15 protein-coding genes and 1 pseudogene are annotated in these 18,521 nt (G+C 70.4%); 4 read left to right on the top strand and 12 right to left on the bottom strand.

The features are described 5' to 3' along the window. The 9 genes and pseudogenes from ACWGIU_RS06550 to ACWGIU_RS06510 all read right to left on the bottom strand — a co-directional run. A pseudogene (locus ACWGIU_RS06550) lies at positions 1-213 on the bottom strand (hypothetical protein); the annotation flags it as partial. Positions 214-522: 309 nt separating this feature from the next. Further along, positions 523-3,099, bottom strand: a complete 2,577-nt coding sequence (locus tag ACWGIU_RS06545; protein WP_453703029.1) for a bifunctional FO biosynthesis protein CofGH — start codon at positions 3,097-3,099, stop codon at positions 523-525. A gap of 40 nt (positions 3,100-3,139) precedes the next feature. Then, positions 3,140-3,922, bottom strand: coding sequence for an SDR family oxidoreductase (locus ACWGIU_RS06540; RefSeq protein ID WP_453703027.1), 783 nt, complete (start codon positions 3,920-3,922; stop codon positions 3,140-3,142). A gap of 669 nt (positions 3,923-4,591) precedes the next feature. After that, positions 4,592-4,771 (bottom strand): hypothetical protein, encoded by a 180-nt coding sequence (locus ACWGIU_RS06535; RefSeq protein WP_453703025.1) that lies wholly within the window; start codon positions 4,769-4,771, stop codon positions 4,592-4,594. Between the two features lie 468 nt (positions 4,772-5,239). Then, a complete protein-coding gene (locus ACWGIU_RS06530) occupies positions 5,240-5,707 on the bottom strand; it encodes a hypothetical protein (RefSeq protein WP_453703024.1) in 468 nt (155 codons plus the stop codon). Beyond that, positions 5,704-6,210 carry a S1 RNA-binding domain-containing protein gene (locus ACWGIU_RS06525; protein ID WP_453703022.1) on the bottom strand — a complete coding sequence of 169 codons (507 nt, stop codon included), beginning with the start codon at positions 6,208-6,210 and terminating at the stop codon, positions 5,704-5,706. The genes ACWGIU_RS06530 and ACWGIU_RS06525 overlap by 4 nt, the downstream gene beginning before the upstream one ends. Positions 6,211-6,247: 37 nt before the next feature. Next, on the bottom strand, positions 6,248-10,849 hold the full coding sequence (locus ACWGIU_RS06520) for a putative T7SS-secreted protein (protein ID WP_453703020.1): 4,602 nt from the start codon (positions 10,847-10,849) through the stop codon (positions 6,248-6,250). Then, complete coding sequence (locus ACWGIU_RS06515; RefSeq protein ID WP_453703019.1) at positions 10,846-11,481, bottom strand: hypothetical protein; 636 nt, start codon at positions 11,479-11,481, stop codon at positions 10,846-10,848. The genes ACWGIU_RS06520 and ACWGIU_RS06515 overlap by 4 nt, the downstream gene beginning before the upstream one ends. Beyond that, positions 11,478-11,960, bottom strand: a complete 483-nt coding sequence (locus ACWGIU_RS06510; RefSeq protein ID WP_453703017.1) for a hypothetical protein — start codon at positions 11,958-11,960, stop codon at positions 11,478-11,480. Before ACWGIU_RS06510 ends, ACWGIU_RS06515 begins: the two co-directional genes overlap by 4 nt. A 304-nt stretch (positions 11,961-12,264) precedes the next feature. Between ACWGIU_RS06510 and ACWGIU_RS06505 the strand changes: the two genes are divergently transcribed. The 3 genes from ACWGIU_RS06505 (at position 12,265) to ACWGIU_RS06495 (ending at position 14,529) form a co-directional block, all read left to right on the top strand. Then, the gene (locus ACWGIU_RS06505; protein WP_453703016.1) at positions 12,265-13,599 is read left to right on the top strand and encodes a diacylglycerol/lipid kinase family protein; all 1,335 of its coding nucleotides are present in this window, start codon (positions 12,265-12,267) and stop codon (positions 13,597-13,599) included. An 88-nt stretch (positions 13,600-13,687) separates the two neighbouring features. Then, a complete protein-coding gene (locus tag ACWGIU_RS06500) occupies positions 13,688-13,930 on the top strand; it encodes an amphi-Trp domain-containing protein (RefSeq protein WP_453703014.1) in 243 nt (80 codons plus the stop codon). Between the two features lie 65 nt (positions 13,931-13,995). Then, positions 13,996-14,529: a hypothetical protein gene (locus ACWGIU_RS06495; RefSeq protein WP_453703033.1), complete on the top strand. Its 534-nt coding sequence runs from the start codon at positions 13,996-13,998 to the stop codon at positions 14,527-14,529. A 65-nt stretch (positions 14,530-14,594) separates the two neighbouring features. Here the strand turns inward: ACWGIU_RS06495 and ACWGIU_RS06490 are convergent, their stop codons facing one another. Then, positions 14,595-15,896 carry an aminotransferase-like domain-containing protein gene (locus ACWGIU_RS06490; RefSeq protein ID WP_453703031.1) on the bottom strand — a complete coding sequence of 434 codons (1,302 nt, stop codon included), beginning with the start codon at positions 15,894-15,896 and terminating at the stop codon, positions 14,595-14,597. Between the two features lie 163 nt (positions 15,897-16,059). Here ACWGIU_RS06490 and ACWGIU_RS06485 point away from each other — a divergent pair, with 163 nt between their 5' ends. Beyond that, on the top strand, positions 16,060-16,917 hold the full coding sequence (locus ACWGIU_RS06485) for a hypothetical protein (RefSeq protein WP_453703013.1): 858 nt from the start codon (positions 16,060-16,062) through the stop codon (positions 16,915-16,917). 223 nt (positions 16,918-17,140) lie between these two features. On the opposite strand, the gene ACWGIU_RS06480 is transcribed toward ACWGIU_RS06485, so the two are convergent. Together ACWGIU_RS06480 and ACWGIU_RS06475 are read right to left on the bottom strand one after the other, a co-directional pair. Then, entirely contained in the window at positions 17,141-17,350 is a 210-nt protein-coding gene (locus ACWGIU_RS06480) for a DUF397 domain-containing protein (RefSeq protein ID WP_453703011.1), read from the bottom strand. Between the two features lie 219 nt (positions 17,351-17,569). After that, positions 17,570-18,454 carry a helix-turn-helix domain-containing protein gene (locus ACWGIU_RS06475; RefSeq protein ID WP_030717316.1) on the bottom strand — a complete coding sequence of 295 codons (885 nt, stop codon included), beginning with the start codon at positions 18,452-18,454 and terminating at the stop codon, positions 17,570-17,572. Positions 18,455-18,521: the final 67 nt, after the last annotated feature.

The following is an 18,521-nucleotide window of genomic DNA, read 5'->3' as shown; positions in this document are numbered from 1 at the left end:
GCCCCAGAGGCCGGTGGCGATACCGCGGCCGAGCGTGCGGTTCGCCCCGGCGGGGGCCGGTCCCGCACCGCCGCGGACGGGTCCGGGGGTGTCCGCCGGAGCGGTGGGGGCGGGGGCGTGCAGGGAGATGGCAGGGGCGCCGGCGGCCGGGTTCTCGCCCGGGCCGGCGCCTGTCACGCAGCCCGTGTCGTTCCTGCCGTTCACTGCGTCCATCCCCGGCACCGCGCCCCCCGCTGACCAGTCCTCTCGATGCCCGGCGCTCCTGTCCGTACCCGCCGCGCACGCGAACCGCACTGTAGTGGACAGGTTCGGTCGAATCCGGAAGCGGTCGGCCGTGGGGCCCCCAGGTGAGCGCAGATCGGCCAGAATCCGCATGGTTCCGGCCGTGACCCCGCAGTGGCACGCTCGGTCACGCCCCAGCGGTTCTCCGCGGCCGCCGGGCCCCGCAGCCCTGTGGAAGGGGACCCGGGGCCGGGCGGCCGGTGCCCCTTCCACAGGGGCTTCCATGGCGCTTCCTGGCGCTCAGTCCAGTACGGGGAGCAGCTCCGGCAGGTGCCCGTCCGAGGCGCGAGCCGCCTCCTGCCGCTCCTGCGGTACCTCCCCGTACAGCGTCGTACGGGCCTTCGCGGGCCGCCCGGCCGCCTCGGCCACGGCGATCAGGTCCTGTACCGACTTGTACGAGCCGTAACTCGACCCGGCCATCCGCGAGATGGTCTCCTCCATCAGCGTCCCGCCCAGGTCGTTCGCCCCGGACCGGAGCATCTCGGCCGCACCGTCCGCCCCCAGCTTCACCCAACTCGTCTGGATGTTGGGGATGTGCGGGTGCAGCAGGATCCGGGCCATCGCCGTCACCGCGCGGTTGTCGCGGACGGTGGGACCCGGCCGCGCGATGCCCGCCAGGTACACGGGCGCGTTGGTGTGGATGAAGGGGAGCGTCACGAACTCCGTGAAACCGCCGGTCTGCTGTTGGATGCGCGACAGCGTGCGGAAGTGACCGAGCCAGTGCCGCGGCTGGTCCACGTGCCCGTACATCATCGTGGACGAGGAGCGGATCCCGAGCTCGTGCGCGGTGGTGATGACGTCGATCCAGTCCGCCGTCGGCAGCTTGCCCTTGGTCAGCACCCAGCGGACCTCGTCGTCCAGGATCTCCGCCGCCGTACCCGGGATCGAATCCAGGCCGGCCTCCTTGGCCGCCGTCAGCCAGTCCCGTACGGACATCCCCGTGCGGGTCGCCCCGTTGACCACCTCCATCGGCGAGAAGGCGTGCACGTGCATGCCGGGGACCCGCTGCTTCACCGCGCGCGCGATGTCGAAGTACGCCGTCCCGGGCAGGTCCGGGTGGATGCCGCCCTGCATGCACACCTCGACCGCGCCCACGTCCCAGGCCTGGGCGGCCCGGTCGGCGACCTGGTCGAGGGAGAGGGTGTAGGCGTCGGCGTCCGTGCGGCGCTGCGCGAAGGCGCAGAAGCGGCAGCCGGTGTAGCAGACGTTCGTGAAGTTGATGTTCCGCGTGACGATGTAGGTGACCTCGTCGCCCACCACCGACCTGCGCAGGTCGTCGGCGATGCGGCACAGCGCGTCCAGGGCCGCACCGTCGGCGTGGAGCAGCGCCAAGGCCTGCGCGTCGGTCAGCCGGGTCGGATCGTCGGCGGCCTGCGCGAGGGCGCCCCGTACGTCGGTGTCGATGCGCTCGGCCACCATCCCGGGCGCGGCCGCCTCCCGCAGCGCCTCCCAGTCCCCGTACACGTCGTCGAAGTCGTCGCGGCGGTCCCCGGTGCGGCCCTCGGTGTCGATGGTGGCGTGCAGGTCGGTGCGTCCGTACGCCGTGAAGCCCTCGTCCGGCTCCTGCCACGGCCGGCCCTCGACCGTGGCGCCCTCGTCGGCCAGCCCGGTCCCGGCATCGGCCAGCGCCCGTACGTGCGGCAGCAGCCGGGGGTCCAGCCAGGGCTCGCCGCGCTGCAGGAACTCGGGGTAGATGGTGAGGCGTTCGCGCAGCTCGAAACCGGCGGTGGCGGTCCGCGCGGCCAGCTCCTCGATGTGCGGCCAGGGCCGCTCCGGGTTGACGTGGTCGGGGGTCAGCGGCGAGACCCCGCCCCAGTCGTCGATGCCCGCGCCGATGAGCAGCGCGTACTCGGCGTCCACCAGGTTCGGCGGGGCCTGGATCCGGGCGCTCGGGCCCAGGATGTGCCGGGCGACGGCGATGGCGGCGGCCAGCTCCTCCAGCTCCGCGTCCGGCATGCCGCGCATGACGGTGTCCGGCTTGGCGCGGAAGTTCTGGACGATGACCTCCTGGATCCCGTGGTAGCTGCGCTGGATCCGGCGGAGCTCGAAGAACGCCTCGGCCCGCTCCGCGTAGGACTCGCCGATACCGATCAGCACGCCGGTGGTGAAGGGGACGTTGGAGCGCCCCGCGTCCTCCAGCACCCGCAGCCGCACGGCCGGGTCCTTGTCGGGCGATCCGTGGTGGGGGCCGCCCGGCTCGGACCACAGGCGGGTGGCCGTCGTCTCCAGCATCATGCCCATGCTGGGCGCGACCGGCTTGAGCCGCTGGAGGTCGGACCAGGACATGACGCCGGGGTTGAGGTGCGGCAGCAGGCCGGTCTCCTCCAGGACCCGGATCGCCATGGCGCGGACGTAGGCCAGGGTGTCGTCGTAGCCGTGCGCGTCGAGCCACTCGCGGGCCTCGGGCCAGCGGTCCTCGGGGCGGTCGCCGAGGGTGAAGAGCGCCTCCTTGCAGCCCATGGCCGCGCCCTGGCGGGCGATGTCGAGGACCTCGTCGGGCGACAGGTACATTCCGTGCCCGCTCTTGCGGAGCTTTCCGGGGACGGTGACGAAGGTGCAGTAGTGGCACCTGTCGCGGCAGAGGCGGGTGAGGGGGATGAAGACCTTGCGGGAGTAGGTGATGACACCGGGGCGCCCGGCGGCGGCGAGCCCGGCGTCCCTCACCCGTGCGGCGGAGGCGGCGAGGTCCTTGAGGTCCTCGCCGCGCGCCTGGAGGAGTACGGCCGCCTCGGTCGCGTCGAGCGCGACGCCGTCGCGGGCCCGCCGGAGCGCGCGGCGCATCGCGTTTTCGGTCGGAGCGTCACTCGGAGTGGTCATGGGCCGAGCATACGATCCGCTGATCCGGGGGTGGAGCGGGTCACCGCATCAGCTCACCGGCGTTGACCAGCAGAGACTGGCCGGTTACCGCCCGGGCCCGGTCGGAGGCGAGGAAGGCGACGGAGTCGGCGACGTCCCCGTCGGTGGCCAGATCGGGCAGCGCCATCCGCTCGGTGAGGCGGGCGTGCACCTCGGCCTCGGGAACGCCTTCGGTGTGGGCGGTGAAGGTGACGAAGGCCTGCACCGGCGGGCCCCACATCCAGCCGGGCAGCACGGTGTTGACGCGGATCCGGTGCGGGCCGAGCTCGCGGGCCATGGAGTACATGGCGGAGGTCAGCGCCCCCTTGGATGCGGCGTAGGCGGCCTGCTGCACCTCGTTGGGCGCGGCGACGGCCGACTGGGTCCCGATGATCACCACGGACCCGCCGCGCTCCTTGAGACCGGGCAGACAGGCCCGGGTCATCTTCAGCGTCCCCAGCAGATTGACGTCGACGATCTGCTGCCAGGTGCCGAAGTCGGCCTCCTCCAGGCCCCCGAAGTACGAGTCCCAGGCGGCGACGTGCACGACGGCGTCGATCCGGCCGAAGCGCGCGAGCGCGAGCGCGGCGAGGGCCTCGCACTGCGCCTCGTCGGTGATGTCGGTCGGCAGGTACGCGGTGTGCACGCCCTCGGGGTCGATCTCGGCAGCGGATTTGGCCAGATTCGCCTCGGTCCGCGCCCCGAGCACGGCGTTCCCCCCGTCACGCACGACGGTGGCGGCCACCTGATGCCCGAGCCCGGCCCCGACGCCGGAGACGATGACGGTCTTCCCTTGCAGCAGCATGACGGACCTCCGGGCACGTTGATCTGACGGTGCGTCAGGCTAGGCGACCTCCGTCTTCGTGTGAAGGGGCTCTGCGGCGCCGGGAGGGCGGGAATGGCGCGACCCGGGGTTCACCCGCTATCGGCGAGCAGCGTCCGTACATGCGCGCTCCCGTTGAGGTAGAGGTAGTCGGCCAGTCGTTCTTGGCGGGTTTTTCAGCCCGGTGCACCGCAGCGACGGCATGCGCCATGGTGCGCCCCGAGGGAGCTGCTCGCAGGATCTGCAGAACCAGCTGCACCCCTGTCTCCTCGTCGACGGCGACTGCCGAGTTGGCGAGGTCGACGACCTGGGTGGGTAGGTCGAACCGTGGTGGATTCCCTTCGGTGGGGGACGTCAGGCCCTGGCTGACGACGTTATGGATGTCAGGGAGACAGGCACGCACGACTGCTTCGTCCAGGTAGTCCCCGAGCTTCTCCTCGAAGTACTCGCGGTCCGCGATGTGGATCAGGGAGCGGAACGTTGCTCTTCGGCGAGCTCACGGCTTTCCACCACGGCGGCGGAAAACTGCCCGTAGCTGCAGTCCACCGAGAACTTCCGGTCCATCATGAGGTCGTACCAGGGAACGGCGCGCGGGTTCGAAGCTGCTTGTCGAACCGCTTGGTACCTTCCGCCTCCCCTAGGCCGCAAGAGTCAAGCAGGCAAGGTACCGGTGCTATCGCCGGCCGACGCGTCATCGAGGAGCCGGATGAGGTCAGCAACACGCTCGCGATGCTCGGGGTGGTCGTAGCCGCCGTAGATGACGTCATCCACGTCGTCGGTCGGCTGCCACGAGAAGTCGATCCCGAGCAACTCCTCGAACCGCATCAGCATTGCCGCTCCGTCTTTGTTGGGCGAGGGCCTGCCGCCTCACGTGCGACGAGCCCAAAACGATCCAGTGCGGCACGTAGTCATGCGTCACTCGGTGCCACAGGAGCACTGCAGAGAGGTGCCAGCTGTGCTCTCGGCTGCCGAGGAGCTCGCGTGCTGACTGCCTTCTTCGTTGCCCTGAAGGTGAGGCCGAACAGTCGGCGCCGATGAGCGAGACGTTGCCGGACCGTGCCGTCAGCAGCCTGTGCAGCGAGTCGAGGAGATCCGTGACGGAGATCCAGATCATCATCCCTTGATCGGGCACATGCCCACCGAGTCGGCCTTTCCCAGCTGCCCCCGCCAGGACATGTCTCCAGGGTCGAACCCGCTGGGATCGCCCTGGTCGAGACGGAGGGAAGACCTCACGATCACGGCTCGCGGATCCCTGTCCTGCCGGTGGAAAACGATTCCCGGAGAAGAGGTCGTCTCGGCTCAACCGTGAGCGTGAGCGTGGGCGTCGGTGATGAGTGCCGATGCCGCGGCCGGGGGTCCGCTGTTCCCCGTCGGCTTGGTGTCCGGCTCCGACGCCGTCGAGTCCTGCGTGGAAGTGCGATCCGGGGCTTCTGGCGGTGATGGCAACGGGCCGTCGTCGCCATTGAGCAGTTCGCCCCAGCGATCGGCGTTCTCCCAGAACGGTGGGCCTACCCGGATCCTCAGTTGCCGATCGCGATCGACCAGATGCGCCACGATGCCCGTGACGAGCGCGCCGACCTCTGGAAGGGCGCCCTCCCTCACGGCTTCATCCGGGTTGTACGAAAGGAGATCGACGAAGGCCCGTACCTCGGGATCGCCATCAAGTTCAAGAAAGACGCCGTGTTGAAACTTAACCCTCACTCTTCCTGTGACGCATGTGCCAACGTGGTAGCGGACCTTGGTTTCTCTCCAGGGCGCCTTGCTCATCCTTCGTGGCTCACGCCGGGGGGAAAGAGGGAGACCCTTACCTGACGGCGGTGCACATTGATGTAGTCCACCTTGACTTCACATGTGTCACCGACCTCGAAGCCCGCCGGACCCTCAGTTTCGGGTTCGGTATGCGGCAGGAGGGCTTCGATTCCGGACGGGAGGCGGACGAAGGCTCCTATCGGGGTGAGCTTCGTGACTCTTCCCGGAGAGATCTTCCCTAGTTCGGTGCGGGCGAATGCAATAAGTGGATCGGGTTCGATGTCTTTCAGCGACAGGGAAATGGTGCCGCGGTCGGGGTCGGCGCTCAAGAATACAACGGTGACCGATTGGCCGATCCGCGCAACCTGCGAAGGATGATCCATCCTCATCCAGGACAGATTCGCAGATGTGACCGTTCCACTCACCCCTTCTCCCAGGTCGATGTCCAGGTGGCGGTCGCCCACCGCAGTAACGATTCCCCTGCAGACTTGTCCAGGCTGCAATGTGTGGTCCGTTTGCATCTCGAGGTGTCTTCCTTTATCCGGGTGAGGTGTCATGTTAATCAAGCCAGCGGTATCCTTCGTAGAAATTGATCCATCTCACGTAGTCGATGAATGAGTTGAAATGGGGGATGTCGCCCTGGTCGATGACCCATTGCCATTCGTCCGGCCTGTTGTCGTGGCTTATCCTGAGTGCGGGCCCGCCAGGTCGTCCCTCCGGTGGGAACGCTTCCAGGAACCCTGGCTTCATGACGAACTCGTGGTAGCCATCTTCGTACCTTCCCTGGACTGCGTACCGGCGCGCAACTTCTTCGCTTTCGCCTAGGTAAGCGGTCCCGGCGCCGCCTTTCGTCGTACTCGGGTGGAAAGCAGGGTTAAGGCCCTCAGCCTCATGTGCTCTCTGGCCCACGGGAGGAGACCGATACAGCTTGACAGGCTCCTCAGGGCAGCCTTCCGGCGCGAGTCCGTGAGGATCCGACCACGTGTGCGGGTTCGAGACGTACGTCGCCGGGTTCGGGGCCGGGGCGAGGCCCAGGGGGTCCGGGGTGAGGTAGCGGGCCGTTTCCGGGTCGTATGTGCGGAAGTAGTTGTGGTGGAGGCCCGACTCGCGGTCGAAGTACTGGCCCGGGAAGCGGAGCGGCGTGTAAGCCACGGCGTCGCGGGTCCACGTGGTCGAGCCCCAGAGGGTGGAGCGGGCGCGCCAGGCGATCTCGCCCGACTCGTCGATCAGTTCCCGCGGGGTGCCGATGAGGTCCGTGACGATGGCGAAGAAGCGGTCGTCCGTGGTGCCGAGGACGCTCTCCGCCTGGGTGAGCGGGTGCAGGCCGTGGTGGGTCCAGGTAAGGGTGACCGCGCCTTCCGTCTGCTCGCAGAGGGTGGTGCCGTCCCACGTGAAGAGGACCTCTCCCGCCACCTCGCCGGTGGGCGCGAGGCGCTGCTTGGCCGTGCGGCGGGAGAGGGCGTCGTAGCGGTAGCGCCAGCGCGTGCCGTCCGGGGTGGTGACCCCGCTCAGACGGTCCTCCGCGTCCCACTCGTAGTGCCAGGTGTCCGGCTTGCGCGAGAGGCGGGTCTTCTGGCGGAGGGTGACCCGGCCGAGGGCGTCGTGTTCGTAGCGGATCGAGCCGGCGCGGGTGATGCGGGTGCCGGTGTACGCGCGGTCGCCTTGGGCCTCCCCGCCCGGGTGGCGGCTGGGCCAAGAGGCGCTGGTCTGGTTGCCGGCGTCGTCGTAGGCGTAGCGCTCGGTCCAGTCCGGCGCGTCGACCGCCGTGACGCGGGCCGCCGGGTCCAGGGTGAAGGTGCGGGGACCGGCGAGCGCGTCGTCGATCGCCGTGAGGGCGCCGTCCGTGCGGTAGCTGTAGCCGCGGCGCTGGAGGGTGCGGCTGTCTTGGCCGACGAGGTGCTGGTCGGTGAGACGTCCGACCGGGTCGTACGCGTGGGCCAGGGTCAGGTCCGGGCCGATGGTGCGGGTCAGCTCCCGGCCTGCGGCGTCCCGCTCGAAGGTGATCGTGCGGCCCGATGCGCTGAGGGTGCTGCGGCGGCCGGCCGCGTCGTACGTCCACTCGGAGAAGGCTCCGCCGGGTGTGGTGCGGGCGGCCCGGCGGCCCGTGACGTCGTAGGTGCGGGTGAGGGTGCGTCCGTCGACCGTTTCTGAGACGACGCGGCCGTACAGGTCCCGCTGCAGGGTCAGCGTGGTGCCGTCCGGCGAGACCGCCCGGGCGAGTTCGTCGTGTTCGTCGTACTCGTACGACGTGATGCCGTCCGCCGTCTCCTTGCGCAGGAGCTGGGAGAGGGCGTCGTGCGCGTACGTGGTCGTGGCGCCGAGTGCGTTCGTACGGGAGACCAGGCGGCCCGCCGCGTCGTACCCATAGGTGAGCGTGCGGTCGTCGAAGTCCGTCTCGCAGGCCAGTCGCCCGGCGGGATCGTAGGCGTAGGTCCAGGTCAGGCCCTGGGGGTTGGTGACCGAGGTGAGGCGCAATTCGGTGTCGTGGGTGAAGGAATGGCGGACGCCGTCCGGGCCCGTGCGGGCCGTGAGGAGGTCGAAGTCCCCGTACTCGGAGAGCGTCACCCCGCCCAACGGGTCGGTGTGGGAGGTGCAGTTGCCCTCGCCGTCGTAGGTCCAGGACTCCGTGTTTCCGTCGGCGGTCTCCCGGCGGAGCAGGCGGCCCTCCACGCTCCAGGTGAGGCGGGTGGTGTGGCCGAGGGGGTCGGTGACGGCGACCGGGCGGCCGAAGGGGTCGCGCGCGTACGTGGTCGTCGCTCCCAGCGGGTCGGTGATCTCCAGGGGCAGGCCGGCCGGGTCGCAGCGGACCGTGGTGACCGCGCCCAGGACGTCCGTCACCGAGGCCAGATGGCCGCGGGCGTCGTACGTGAAGCGGTGCGTGGCGCCGTGCGGTGCGGTGGCGGAGGTGCGGTTGCCGCGCTCGTCGTATGTCACCCGCGTGACCCGGCCGTCGGGCTGGATCACCGTGACCGGCAGGCCCAGAGCGTCGTACTCGGCGCGGACCTCGCGGCCGTCGGGGCGGACCACCGTGGTGAGCCGGCCCTGCTCGTCGTAGACGTAGCGGGTCGTATGGCCCAGTGGGTCGGTGCGGGTCAGGAGGCGGTTGTACGCGTCGTGTGTGAACCGGGTGGTCGCGCCCGTCGGGTCGATCTCGGCGGTGATCCGGGCGCGGTCGTCGACCAGGTACCGGGTGACGTGGCCGTGGGAGTCGGTGTAGGTGGTGGAGCCGTCCTCATAGGTGAAGCGGACGTCGAGGTGGCCGTTGGTGCCGGACTGGGCGGTGCAGCGGTGCTGTTCGTCGTAGACGTAGTCGAAGTGGCGGTCGTTGGTGTCGGTCCAGGAGGTGATCCGGCCGAGCTCGTCGTAGCCGAACCGGAGGGGCCGGCCCGAGGAGTTGGTGACGTGGGTGAGGTGGCCGTCCGTGTACGCGTAGCGCAGCACCTCGGTGCCGTCGGCGAGGGCGAGGCCGGTTATTCGCCCTTCCGATGAGCTGAGGCGCAGCTCGTAGCCGCCACTGTGGGACAGGGCGGTCGGCGCGCCCGTCTCGTCGTACTCGAAGGTGATCCAGGCGCCGCCCCGGTCGTCGAGCTGGCTGAGGAGGCCCTCGTCCGTGAAGTGGCGGACGTGTCCGGACTCGGGGTCGGTGACCGTGTAGCCGCCGTCCGCGTCGAGGACGAGCGGCCAGCGCTGACCGTGGCCAGGGAGTACGGGGACTCCGGGCTCGGGAAGGGGGTAGGCGAGCAGGCTGCCGTCCTCGCGGACGAGGATCACGCCTTCCTCGTCGATCTCCAGGCGCTGGTCGACCGTGGAGGCCCAGGACGGCCCGAACCAGCGGCCCGCGCGGTACGAGGACTCGAAGGTGCGGGTGAACACGAGCGGCAGCGCGCCCGGGAGGACCAGGTCGGTCTGTGGCAGGACCATCCGGCCCGTCGCCACGTCGACCGGGTCACCCTTGCACTTCAGGTTCGCCTTGTGGCGGGCCGCTGCCGCGGCCTCGGCCTCGGTCCGTGTGGCCGCCCTTGCCGTTTCCCGGGTCGCCGTCTTCTCGGCGAACCGCATTCCGGCCCGGATGGTGGGCAAGCCCTTCGTGCCGATGAGGTCGGGGAGGAGGCGGCCCTTGAATTCGTCGGGGTCGGCCATGTAGCTGTCGATCATCGGGCCGGGGATGCGTTCGGGGTGGGACGCGGTGGAGACGAGACCGGCCAGCGTCATGTTGAGGTTCTGCTGGAAGTCGGCCGGTTGCGTCAGGTTGTACACGTCGAACGGGTTCAGGCCGCGGGCGAAGTTCAGCGTTCCCGCCGTCCCCTTGGCCACGCCACCCACGACATGACTGAGCTCGAACGCCTCCGAGCCCGCGTAGTCGACGATGTCGGCCAGCAGCCGCTCTGTCGCCGGGGGCTCGGCCGGCGCGTGCTCCATGGCCGCTTTGAGGGCGCGTTCGGCCGTCGTGGCCGCCTCGTCGCGCTGCCTGCGGGCTTCGTCCAGGATCTCCTTGGCCCGCTTGCGGGTCGCGTCTCCCGGGTCGGCGCCCTCGACCGGGACCGGGCCCGGATCGTGGCCGGCCTTCGCGGCGGCCTCGTAGGCGTCCTTGTTCTTGAGGTGGGCGTCGTGGGCGTCCTTCGACGCCTTCATCGCCGCCTTGTGCAGCTCGATGGCCTCCTGGGCCTGCTGTTGTGCCCACTCCACCGTTTCCGCGTACCGGCTGAGCGCACCGCTCGCCGCCTCGCACGCGTCGGAGGCGCGCAACCAGTCGGTGGGATGCATCGCGAACTTCGCTCGGAACGCATCGGCCGCCTGCCCCTTCCACCGGTCCGAGTCGAGGGCCTTCATGCCTTGGCCGACCCGGTCGAAGGCCGCCTGGAAGTCCGTGAAGTGCTTGGCCGACTCCCGGAGCGTCGACGACCTGCCGTGAATCAGCTCGTCGGCCTGCTCACTTTCACCGAGCTGCTGCTCCCGTACGGTGGCCCCCAGACGGGACGCGGCATTGTCACCGAAGTCCTCGACCTTGTCCGCCCAGCCGTGCGCGCCGGCACGGTCGAGGGCGCCACCGATCTCATCGGTGGCCCGGTCCACGCCGTGACCGATGACCTTCTTGGCCGAATCGACCTTCTCGTCGATCGTGTCGAGACCCTTGTCGACCAGTCCGCCCCAGTCCGTCATCCGCCCTCACCGCCCGGCTGTACCTCGGGTGCCGGGCCGACCATGCCATCGACCATCGCGTCCATCTCGTCCCGCAGCCCGACCGCGTCGGCCAGCTGGTTGGACAGCAGGATGTCGGAACTGTTCAGGTCCCGGACAGCACCCTTCCAAGCCTCGTTGCCGTTCTCCGTGGCCCGGCCGAAGGACTCGCGGCTGTAGTCGGCGTCCCGGACCTGTGTGATCGGATTGTCGGAGAAGACCTCGCCCCAGTCTTTCTCGATGACGTCCTTCTCCTCGGCATACGGGTTGCCCAGGGCCGCGTTCGCCACGACCTTGAAGCTCCCCTGGATGTACTGGTCCTGCTCGTACATCGCGCCCGCCGAGAGCCCTACCCTCATGGCGAATCCGTTCCCTTGCTGCACCAGCGAGCGGACGCCCCACCCCCAGCGCTCGCAGAACGTGCCCAGCGTGGACGTCAGACCCTCGTGCCCGGTCTCCACCCCCGAGAGCGCCAGGGCGGTGAAGCCGCCACCCATGCTCGCCGAGCCCACCGACCCGAGCTCCTTCAACTCCGCCAGACTGTCCGTGATCCCCTGCGCGATCTGAGCCAATGCCTGCTGCGAGACATCGAGCTCCGGCCCGTCCCCGCTCATGCGGCCCTCTCCCCGTCGAGCGCCGCGGCATCCGGCACGATTCCCCGCATCGGCGGGAACACCAGCCCGTCCGGCCCCGCTGCGTTCCAGGCGACCCCGCACGGAAAGTCCACCGCCCGCACCACGTCGTCGAGCAGGCGCGCACCGGCCACTCGCCGGTACGTCCACTCCCGGTCGCCCTCGCCGCGCGCCTCGGCGAAGCGAGCCAACGCCTCCTCGTCGGAGAACGCGCAGATCCAGTCCAGCCCACCGAGTTCGACCGTCCACAGGCCGTCCCGTACGTCCAGCGGCACCAGGACCACCCGGCTACGGAAGTCCGCCAGCCGCTCCAGCATCGCTTTGCGCGCTTCTACGGCCGGATCGGCCACCGTCGGCCGGTCGGCAGCCTGGGCGGCGGCGGCCCGCAGCCGACCCCACTCCTCGTCGAACCCCACCACAACTCCCCCCACCCCGAACCCCGTACGCTTGATCGAACTCACTTTTGCACGGCCCGATGGGCAGGCGAAATTTACTGTTCGGCAGCGCACACATCCCGCCAGGCGGATCGAATCTCCGGCCGGCGAGGGATTGCGTCAGCTGAGGGTGCTGTAGTCGGGAGGCGTGCTCCCTGCATATCGCCCACATGGCCGGGGCGAGCTGAAGCGGCTCGTTGCGAGAGCAATTTCCCATGCCGGTTCGTAGCGGCCCGGGCATGCTCCTGCAGACCTCGCGTCGCGTCGACGGTCGATCCGGATCGGGAGATGATCGGAGATGACCCCGCGGCACGAGGCGAGGACGTGAGGCATGGCATTCCCGGATTCTTCCGGCGCGCCCCGGCGTGCCCGGCTGTGGGCCCTGCTGGCGGTGGTCTGTGCGCTGCTCGCGGCGCTGACCCTGGTGGCCCAGGGCATTTTCGGAGGGCTGCTCGTCCTCACCGTCGGGGTGGCCGGGGCGGCGCTGACGGCCATGGGGACCTGGTGGGTGGTGTCCCACCGCGGGGCCGTCCGGCTGGTCGGCACCCTGCTGGTGATCGGCGCGCCCGTGGCCATCCTGCTCCTCTACGCCCAGGCCGATCTGTGGCCCACGGCCCTGCTCGCCATCGCCCTCTGGGCGGCCGCCGTGGGCTGTGCGCGGACCGCGCTGCGCGCCGCGCGCCGGCTCGAAGGGATGCGGGCCGTCGCGCGGGCCGCGCCCCTGAGACCCGTGTTGATCATGAACCCGAAGTCCGGCGGTGGGAAGGTCGGACGCTTCGGCCTGGTCGAGAAGGGCGAGGCGCTCGGCGCCCGGGTGGTGCTGCTGGACCCGGCGGTCATGACGGACGTCGCCGCCCTCGCCCGGCAGGCGGTGGCCGACGGAGCGGACCTGCTCGGGGTGGCGGGCGGCGACGGCACCCAGGCCCGGGTGGCCGAGGTGGCCGCCGAGTACGACCTGCCCTTCCTCGTGATCTCCGCGGGCACCCGGAACCATTTCGCCATGGACCTCGGGCTGGACCGTGAGGACCCGGCCCGGTGCCTGGACGCGCTGACCGACGGCGAGGAGCTCAGGGTCGACCTGGGGGTCGTGGGCGGCCACGCCTTCGTCAACACGGCCTCGTTCGGCGTCTACGCGGAGATCGTGCAGCGACCGGAGTACCGGGACGCCAAGGCGGACTCCGCCCTGGCCGCACTGCCCGACCTCCTCCTGGGATACGCCGGTACCACCCTCGACGCGGTGACCGACGAGAAACGGCTGGAGGCCCAGCAGGCGCTGCTGGTCAGCAACAACCCCTACACGTCCTCCGAACCCATGGGCGCCCGCAGGGCCCGGCTCGACCGCGGAGAGCTGGGCGTCCTCGGTATCCGGGTGAACAACGCGGCCCAGGCGGCAGACGTCGCGCTGCGCGGAGCCAGGGCGGCGGGCCTCCACGTACTCACCTCCCGCCGGGTCGTCATCGGATCGGCCGCGGAACGCATCGCCGTGGCGGTGGACGGCGAGGCGCTGACCATGCCCACGCCCGTGACCTGCTCCGTCCGCCCCGGCGCACTGCGCGTACTGGTGCCCAGGCTCCGGCCGGGGGCTCCGGCGGCCGCTCCGCCCATGCAGTGGAGCGAGGTCCTCGCCCTGGCCTTCGACCGGCCGGGGGCCGGCCAGGCCGGCTGAGGCCCGGAAAGCCGGCCCGAAATGCCCGACCCCCTGTGCGGCGTCACACTGAGCCTTACCCGGTGTGCGCAGCGGATTGGAGACATCCGTGAAGGACCTCAAGTTCGAGCAGAAGAGTTCCCTTTCCCGCCTTGAGGCCGCCGATCAGCTCTCGGCGCTCGCGGAGGCGCTGCGTCACGGCGGCAATGCCGAACTGGAACTCGGCCCGGGGAAGATGAGCCTGCGCGTCCCCGATGAGCTCCGCACCGAGATCGAGGTCGAGGTCGGCGACGGGGAGATCGAGATGGAGATCGAGCTCAAATGGCCCACCAGGCAGGCCGGGGACGCGTGACAGCGCCCCCGGACGGCCCGGAGACCGGCCCGGAGCGGGAGACCGGCGCGGAGACCGGCCCGGGGCTGGAGACCGGCCCCGAGACGGCCCCGGAGCGGGAGACCGGCCCCGAGACGGCCCCGGAGCGGGAGGCCGGGCGCGGCGATTACAGCGGCGCCGTCTACGGCTCCCTGCTCGCCGCCTCCGTGGTGGTCGGAGCCGGGACGCTCGGCAAGTTCCCGCGGCTGGAACTCGCCGCGCTGCTCCTGGGCACCGGGGTGGTGTTCTGGGCCGCGCACGTCTTCTCCCGGCTCTTCGGGGTGCGCATGGTGCACCACCTGAGCTGGCGCGTGGTGCGCAGCACGGCCAGGGAGGAGCGTCCGATCATCAAGGCGGCCGTTCCACCGGCCGTCGCCGCGGCCATCGCCCCGCTGTTCGGCCTGGGGCCCCAAGGCATCGTGTGGCTGGCGCTCCTGGTCGCTCTGGTCGGGCAGGTCGGCTGGGCCACCGTGGCCGCCGCCCGCGCCGGCGCCTCGCGTCGCATGATGATGCTGGCCGGCGCGATCAATCTCTTCCTCGGGGTGCTCATCGTGCTGCTCAAGGTCGCCCTACAGCACTGAAGTCACCGAAGTCACCGAAGCCGCCGCACGCGCTTGAATTTCCGCCGTCACCGCCGTCACCGCCGTCACCGGAGCTGCGGAAGCCGCGGAAGCTGTTCATCCCCGTACTCCGCCAGTGCCGCGCGCAGTCGGCCGACGCCCTCGGTGATCTCGGACGGCGTGTGCGTCGTGAAGGACAGGCGCAGGGTGCGGGGGTCCGGGGCGGTGGCGTAGAAGGGGGCGCCCGGGACGAAGGCGACGCCGTGCGTGACGGCCGTCTTGAGCAGGGCCGTCGCGTCGTGGTCCGCCGGCAGGCGGGCCCAGAGGAACATGCCGCCCGCGGGCAGGTTCCACTCGCAGTCGGGCGGCAGGCATCGGCCCAGGGCGCTGTGCAGGGCGTCGCGGCGCTCGCGGTAGGCCGTACGAACCCTGGCTATGTGCGCGTCGAGGTCCACCGCCGCGAGGTAGTGCGCCGCGGCCAGCTGGTCCACCGTGGAGGTGTGGAGGTCCGCCGCCTGCTTCGCGACCACCGCGGCCCGCCGCAGCGCCGCCGGGGCCCGGAGCCAGCCGAGGCGCAGCCCGGGTGCCATGACCTTCGAGAAGCTGCCGAGCAGGGCCGTACGGTCCTCCGCCCCCGGGTGCGCGGCGAGCCACGGGACGTCGGAGCCCTCGTAGCGGAGCTCCCCGTACGGGTCGTCCTCCACCAGCCACAGCCCGAGCCGCGCCGCGGTCTGCGCGACCGCCGCCCGGCGGGCGGCCGGGAGGGTGCGTCCCGTCGGGTTCTGGAAGGTGGGGACGGTGTACAGCAGCTTCGGCCGTTCGCGCGCGACGACGTCCGCCAGCGCGTCCGGGAGGATGCCCTCCGCGTCGCAGGGCACGGCCACCACCCGAGCCCCCGCCAGGCCGAAGCACTGGAGGGCCGCGAGGTAGGTGGGGTTCTCGACCAATACCACGTCGCCGGGTTCGACGAGGGTGGCGGTGATGAGGGTCAGGGCCTGCTGGGAGCCCGAGGTGATGAGTACGTCGTCCGGGCCGGTCGGCAGCCCGCGCGCGGTCGCCCGGGCGGCGACGGCCTCGCGGAGCTCCGGTGCGCCCTCGGTGGTCGAGTACTGGAGCGCGCGCCCCGCGGACACCGCGAAGGCGGCGTCGTACGCGGCCCGCAGGCCCTCGGTGTCGAAGAGTTCGGGCGCGGGGAGGCCGCCGGCGAGGGAGATGATCCCGGGGCGTTCGGTGAGCGCGAGGATCTCGCGTACGGGGGACCCCTCCACGGAGGCGGCGCGGGCGGCGAACGCGGGCGGCGGCGCTGTGGCGGTGGCGGTCGCGGCGGTCGCGGTCGCGGCGGCGGCAGGCGCGTAGGCAGGCACGGCGGCAGGCGCATGGGCAGGCATGGTGGCAGGCGCGTCGGCAGGCACGGGCAGCTCCTTCAGGAGGCGGGTGCGCGCATCGTAGCGAGGGAAAGTTGTAGATGGCACGTATGTATCAGGGGGTGGACCGGCCGGCAGGGACCGCCGCCCCCTCCCCATCTGATGCCGCATCAGCTAGACCGTTCCCATGACGACAGGAGAGCAGGAACCGCAGCAGGACACCCGCGTCGAGGACTACGCCGAGCTCGCGGCCGTCGGCCCCTACGGCGTCCGCCCCGGCCATGCGCTGATCACCATGGTGGAACCGCACCCGGGCCACGAGCACGCCTACAACCGCTGGTACGAGGACGACCACTACTACGCCGGCGCGATGGCCATGCCCTGGATGTACGCCGGCCGCCGCTGGGTGGCCACCCGCGAGCTGCAGGAGCTGCGCTACCCGGAGAAGTCGGCCGTCGCCCAGCCCGTCACCGCGGGCTGCTACATATCGACGTACTGGGTCACCCAGGGCCGCTACGACGAGCACATGAAGTGGACCGTCGGCATCAACAAGCGCCTGAACCGCGACGGGCGGGTCTACCAGGACCGCACCCACGTGTTCACGTCCTTCCAGGACCACGCGGCCACCGTCTACCGTGACGGCGCCGCCGGCCCGCGGGACTTCCACGCCCTGGACCACCCGTACGAGGGTCTCGTCGTCCAGGTCGTCGACGCCGACGGGCCCGAGCAGCGGGCCCAGTTGCTGGAGTGGCTGCGCTCGCGCGCTCTGCCGAAACGGCTGCACGGCGGTCCGGCCGCGATGGTGACGGTCTTCCGTCCCACTCCGCTGCCGGGCGACCGGATGACGTATGTCAAGCAGGTGGAGGGGGTCGACACCCGCCTCACACTGCTGTGGTTCCTCCAGGAGGACCCCCGGACCTGCTGGGACCGCTTCCAGGGGCTGGACGCGGAGGTCGCCGAGGCGGGGCTGGGGCGGGTGGAGCTGGTGGCGCCGTTCATCCCGACGGTGCCGGGTACCGACCGTTACGTCGATCAGCTGCGCTGAGGGAGCCGTCGGCTGCCCGGGCATGGCCGAGCCCCCTCGGCCAAGACGGCGGGTCGGTCGAGAGGGCTCCAGTCAGTGACGCAGGTGGTGCGGGTGACGCAGATGGTGCAGGTACCGCAGCTTGGTGCTGGTGCTGCGGGTGGTTCGACAGCCGGGTCCGCTGGTGCCGGACGCGGGAGCGAACGGTAGGGACGGCGAGGATGGTTGGGGCGCGCCGTGATGTTCAGGCGAGGCGTCCCAGCCGGCCCTCGGTGACGTCGGCGACGAACGAGGTCCAGGACTCGGGCGCGAAGGTGAGGGACGGTCCGTCCTGCGCCTTCGAGTCGCGGACGGCGATGGCCTCCATGACAGGGGACTTGACCTCGACGCAGGCGCCGTTGGCGGAGTAGGAGGACTTGATCCAGTTGGCCGTGGCGCCCTGACGAATAGCCATGTTTCTCTCCGGTGAGCGAGTAGTTCCGGTAGTTCCGGTGTCCTGTCGGCCACTATTCCGGCTGACCTGATCGACGCTACCGGCAGCTCCTGACGGGTGAAGGGACCGTTCACCCGACCGGGTGGCATATTCCATTCAAGCCTCTGTGGCTGGGGAGTGACGGTGTACCGTACCGACCCGCTTGCCACCCGCACGGTGGATCTCGGTCGTATCCCGCCCCTATGCGCCCTTGTCGGCATATTGATTGATGATCCCCGAGATGAAGTCGCGGGTCTGGTCGACATTGAGCGCCTGCGCGCGCAGGTGCTCGTACATCACGCTGTACTTCTGTACGTCGTTGGCCTTCTCCAGGTACAGGTCGCTCGTCACGCCCTCGATGTAGACGACGGTCGAGTCGGACGCGTCCGGGAACTCCAGGATCGCGTACTGGCCGTTCACGCCGGGGTGCGCGCCCAGCTCGAAGGGCATCACCTGCACCGTGACGTGCGGCTGCTCCGACTGCTCTATCAAATATTCGAGCTGCCGGATCATCAACTGGGCGTCGCCCACGCGCCGGCGCAGCGCGGCCTCGTCGATCACCGCCCACAGGCGCAGCGGGCCGAGGTCCGGGTTGTTGTTCTCCGTCTCGGAGAGCCGCTTCTGGCGGTGCATACGGACCTGGACGCGCTTGTCGACGTCGGCCGGGGCGGTCTCCGGCCATGCGCCGCGGACGAGGGACTGGGCGTACTCCGTCGTCTGGAGCAGCCCCGGGATCACCAGGGGCTCGTACGTGCGCAGGCTGGCGGCGTCCGTCTCCAGGCCGATGTAGACGCTGTACGGGATGTCGCCGAAGGCGTGCCACCAGCCCTGCTGGCGGGAGTCCTTGGCCATCTGCATCAGCGAGTCGATGAGGCGACGGTCCTCGACCTCGTAGACGTCGCACAGGTCGCGGACATCGCGCTGGCTGATGGAGCGGCGGCCGTTCTCCAGTCGGCTGATCTTCGACTGGGAGACGAGGAGGCGCTCGGCGACCTGTTCGGCCGTCATGCCCTTGTCCTCGCGGAGCTTGCGCAACTCCATGCCCAGTCGGCGGCGTCGGACGGTGGGATTGACATTGGACGCCACGTGAACGGCACCTCCGCCTTCTTCTGTCGTTGCAGCTGTCTCTCTGCGTGTCTGATGTCGAGCACAC

The sequence above is a fragment of the Streptomyces sp. NPDC054840 genome (assembly GCF_053611065.1).
Note: the sequence above shows the minus strand (reverse complement) of the source record. Positions and strands in the feature narration are given on the sequence as shown.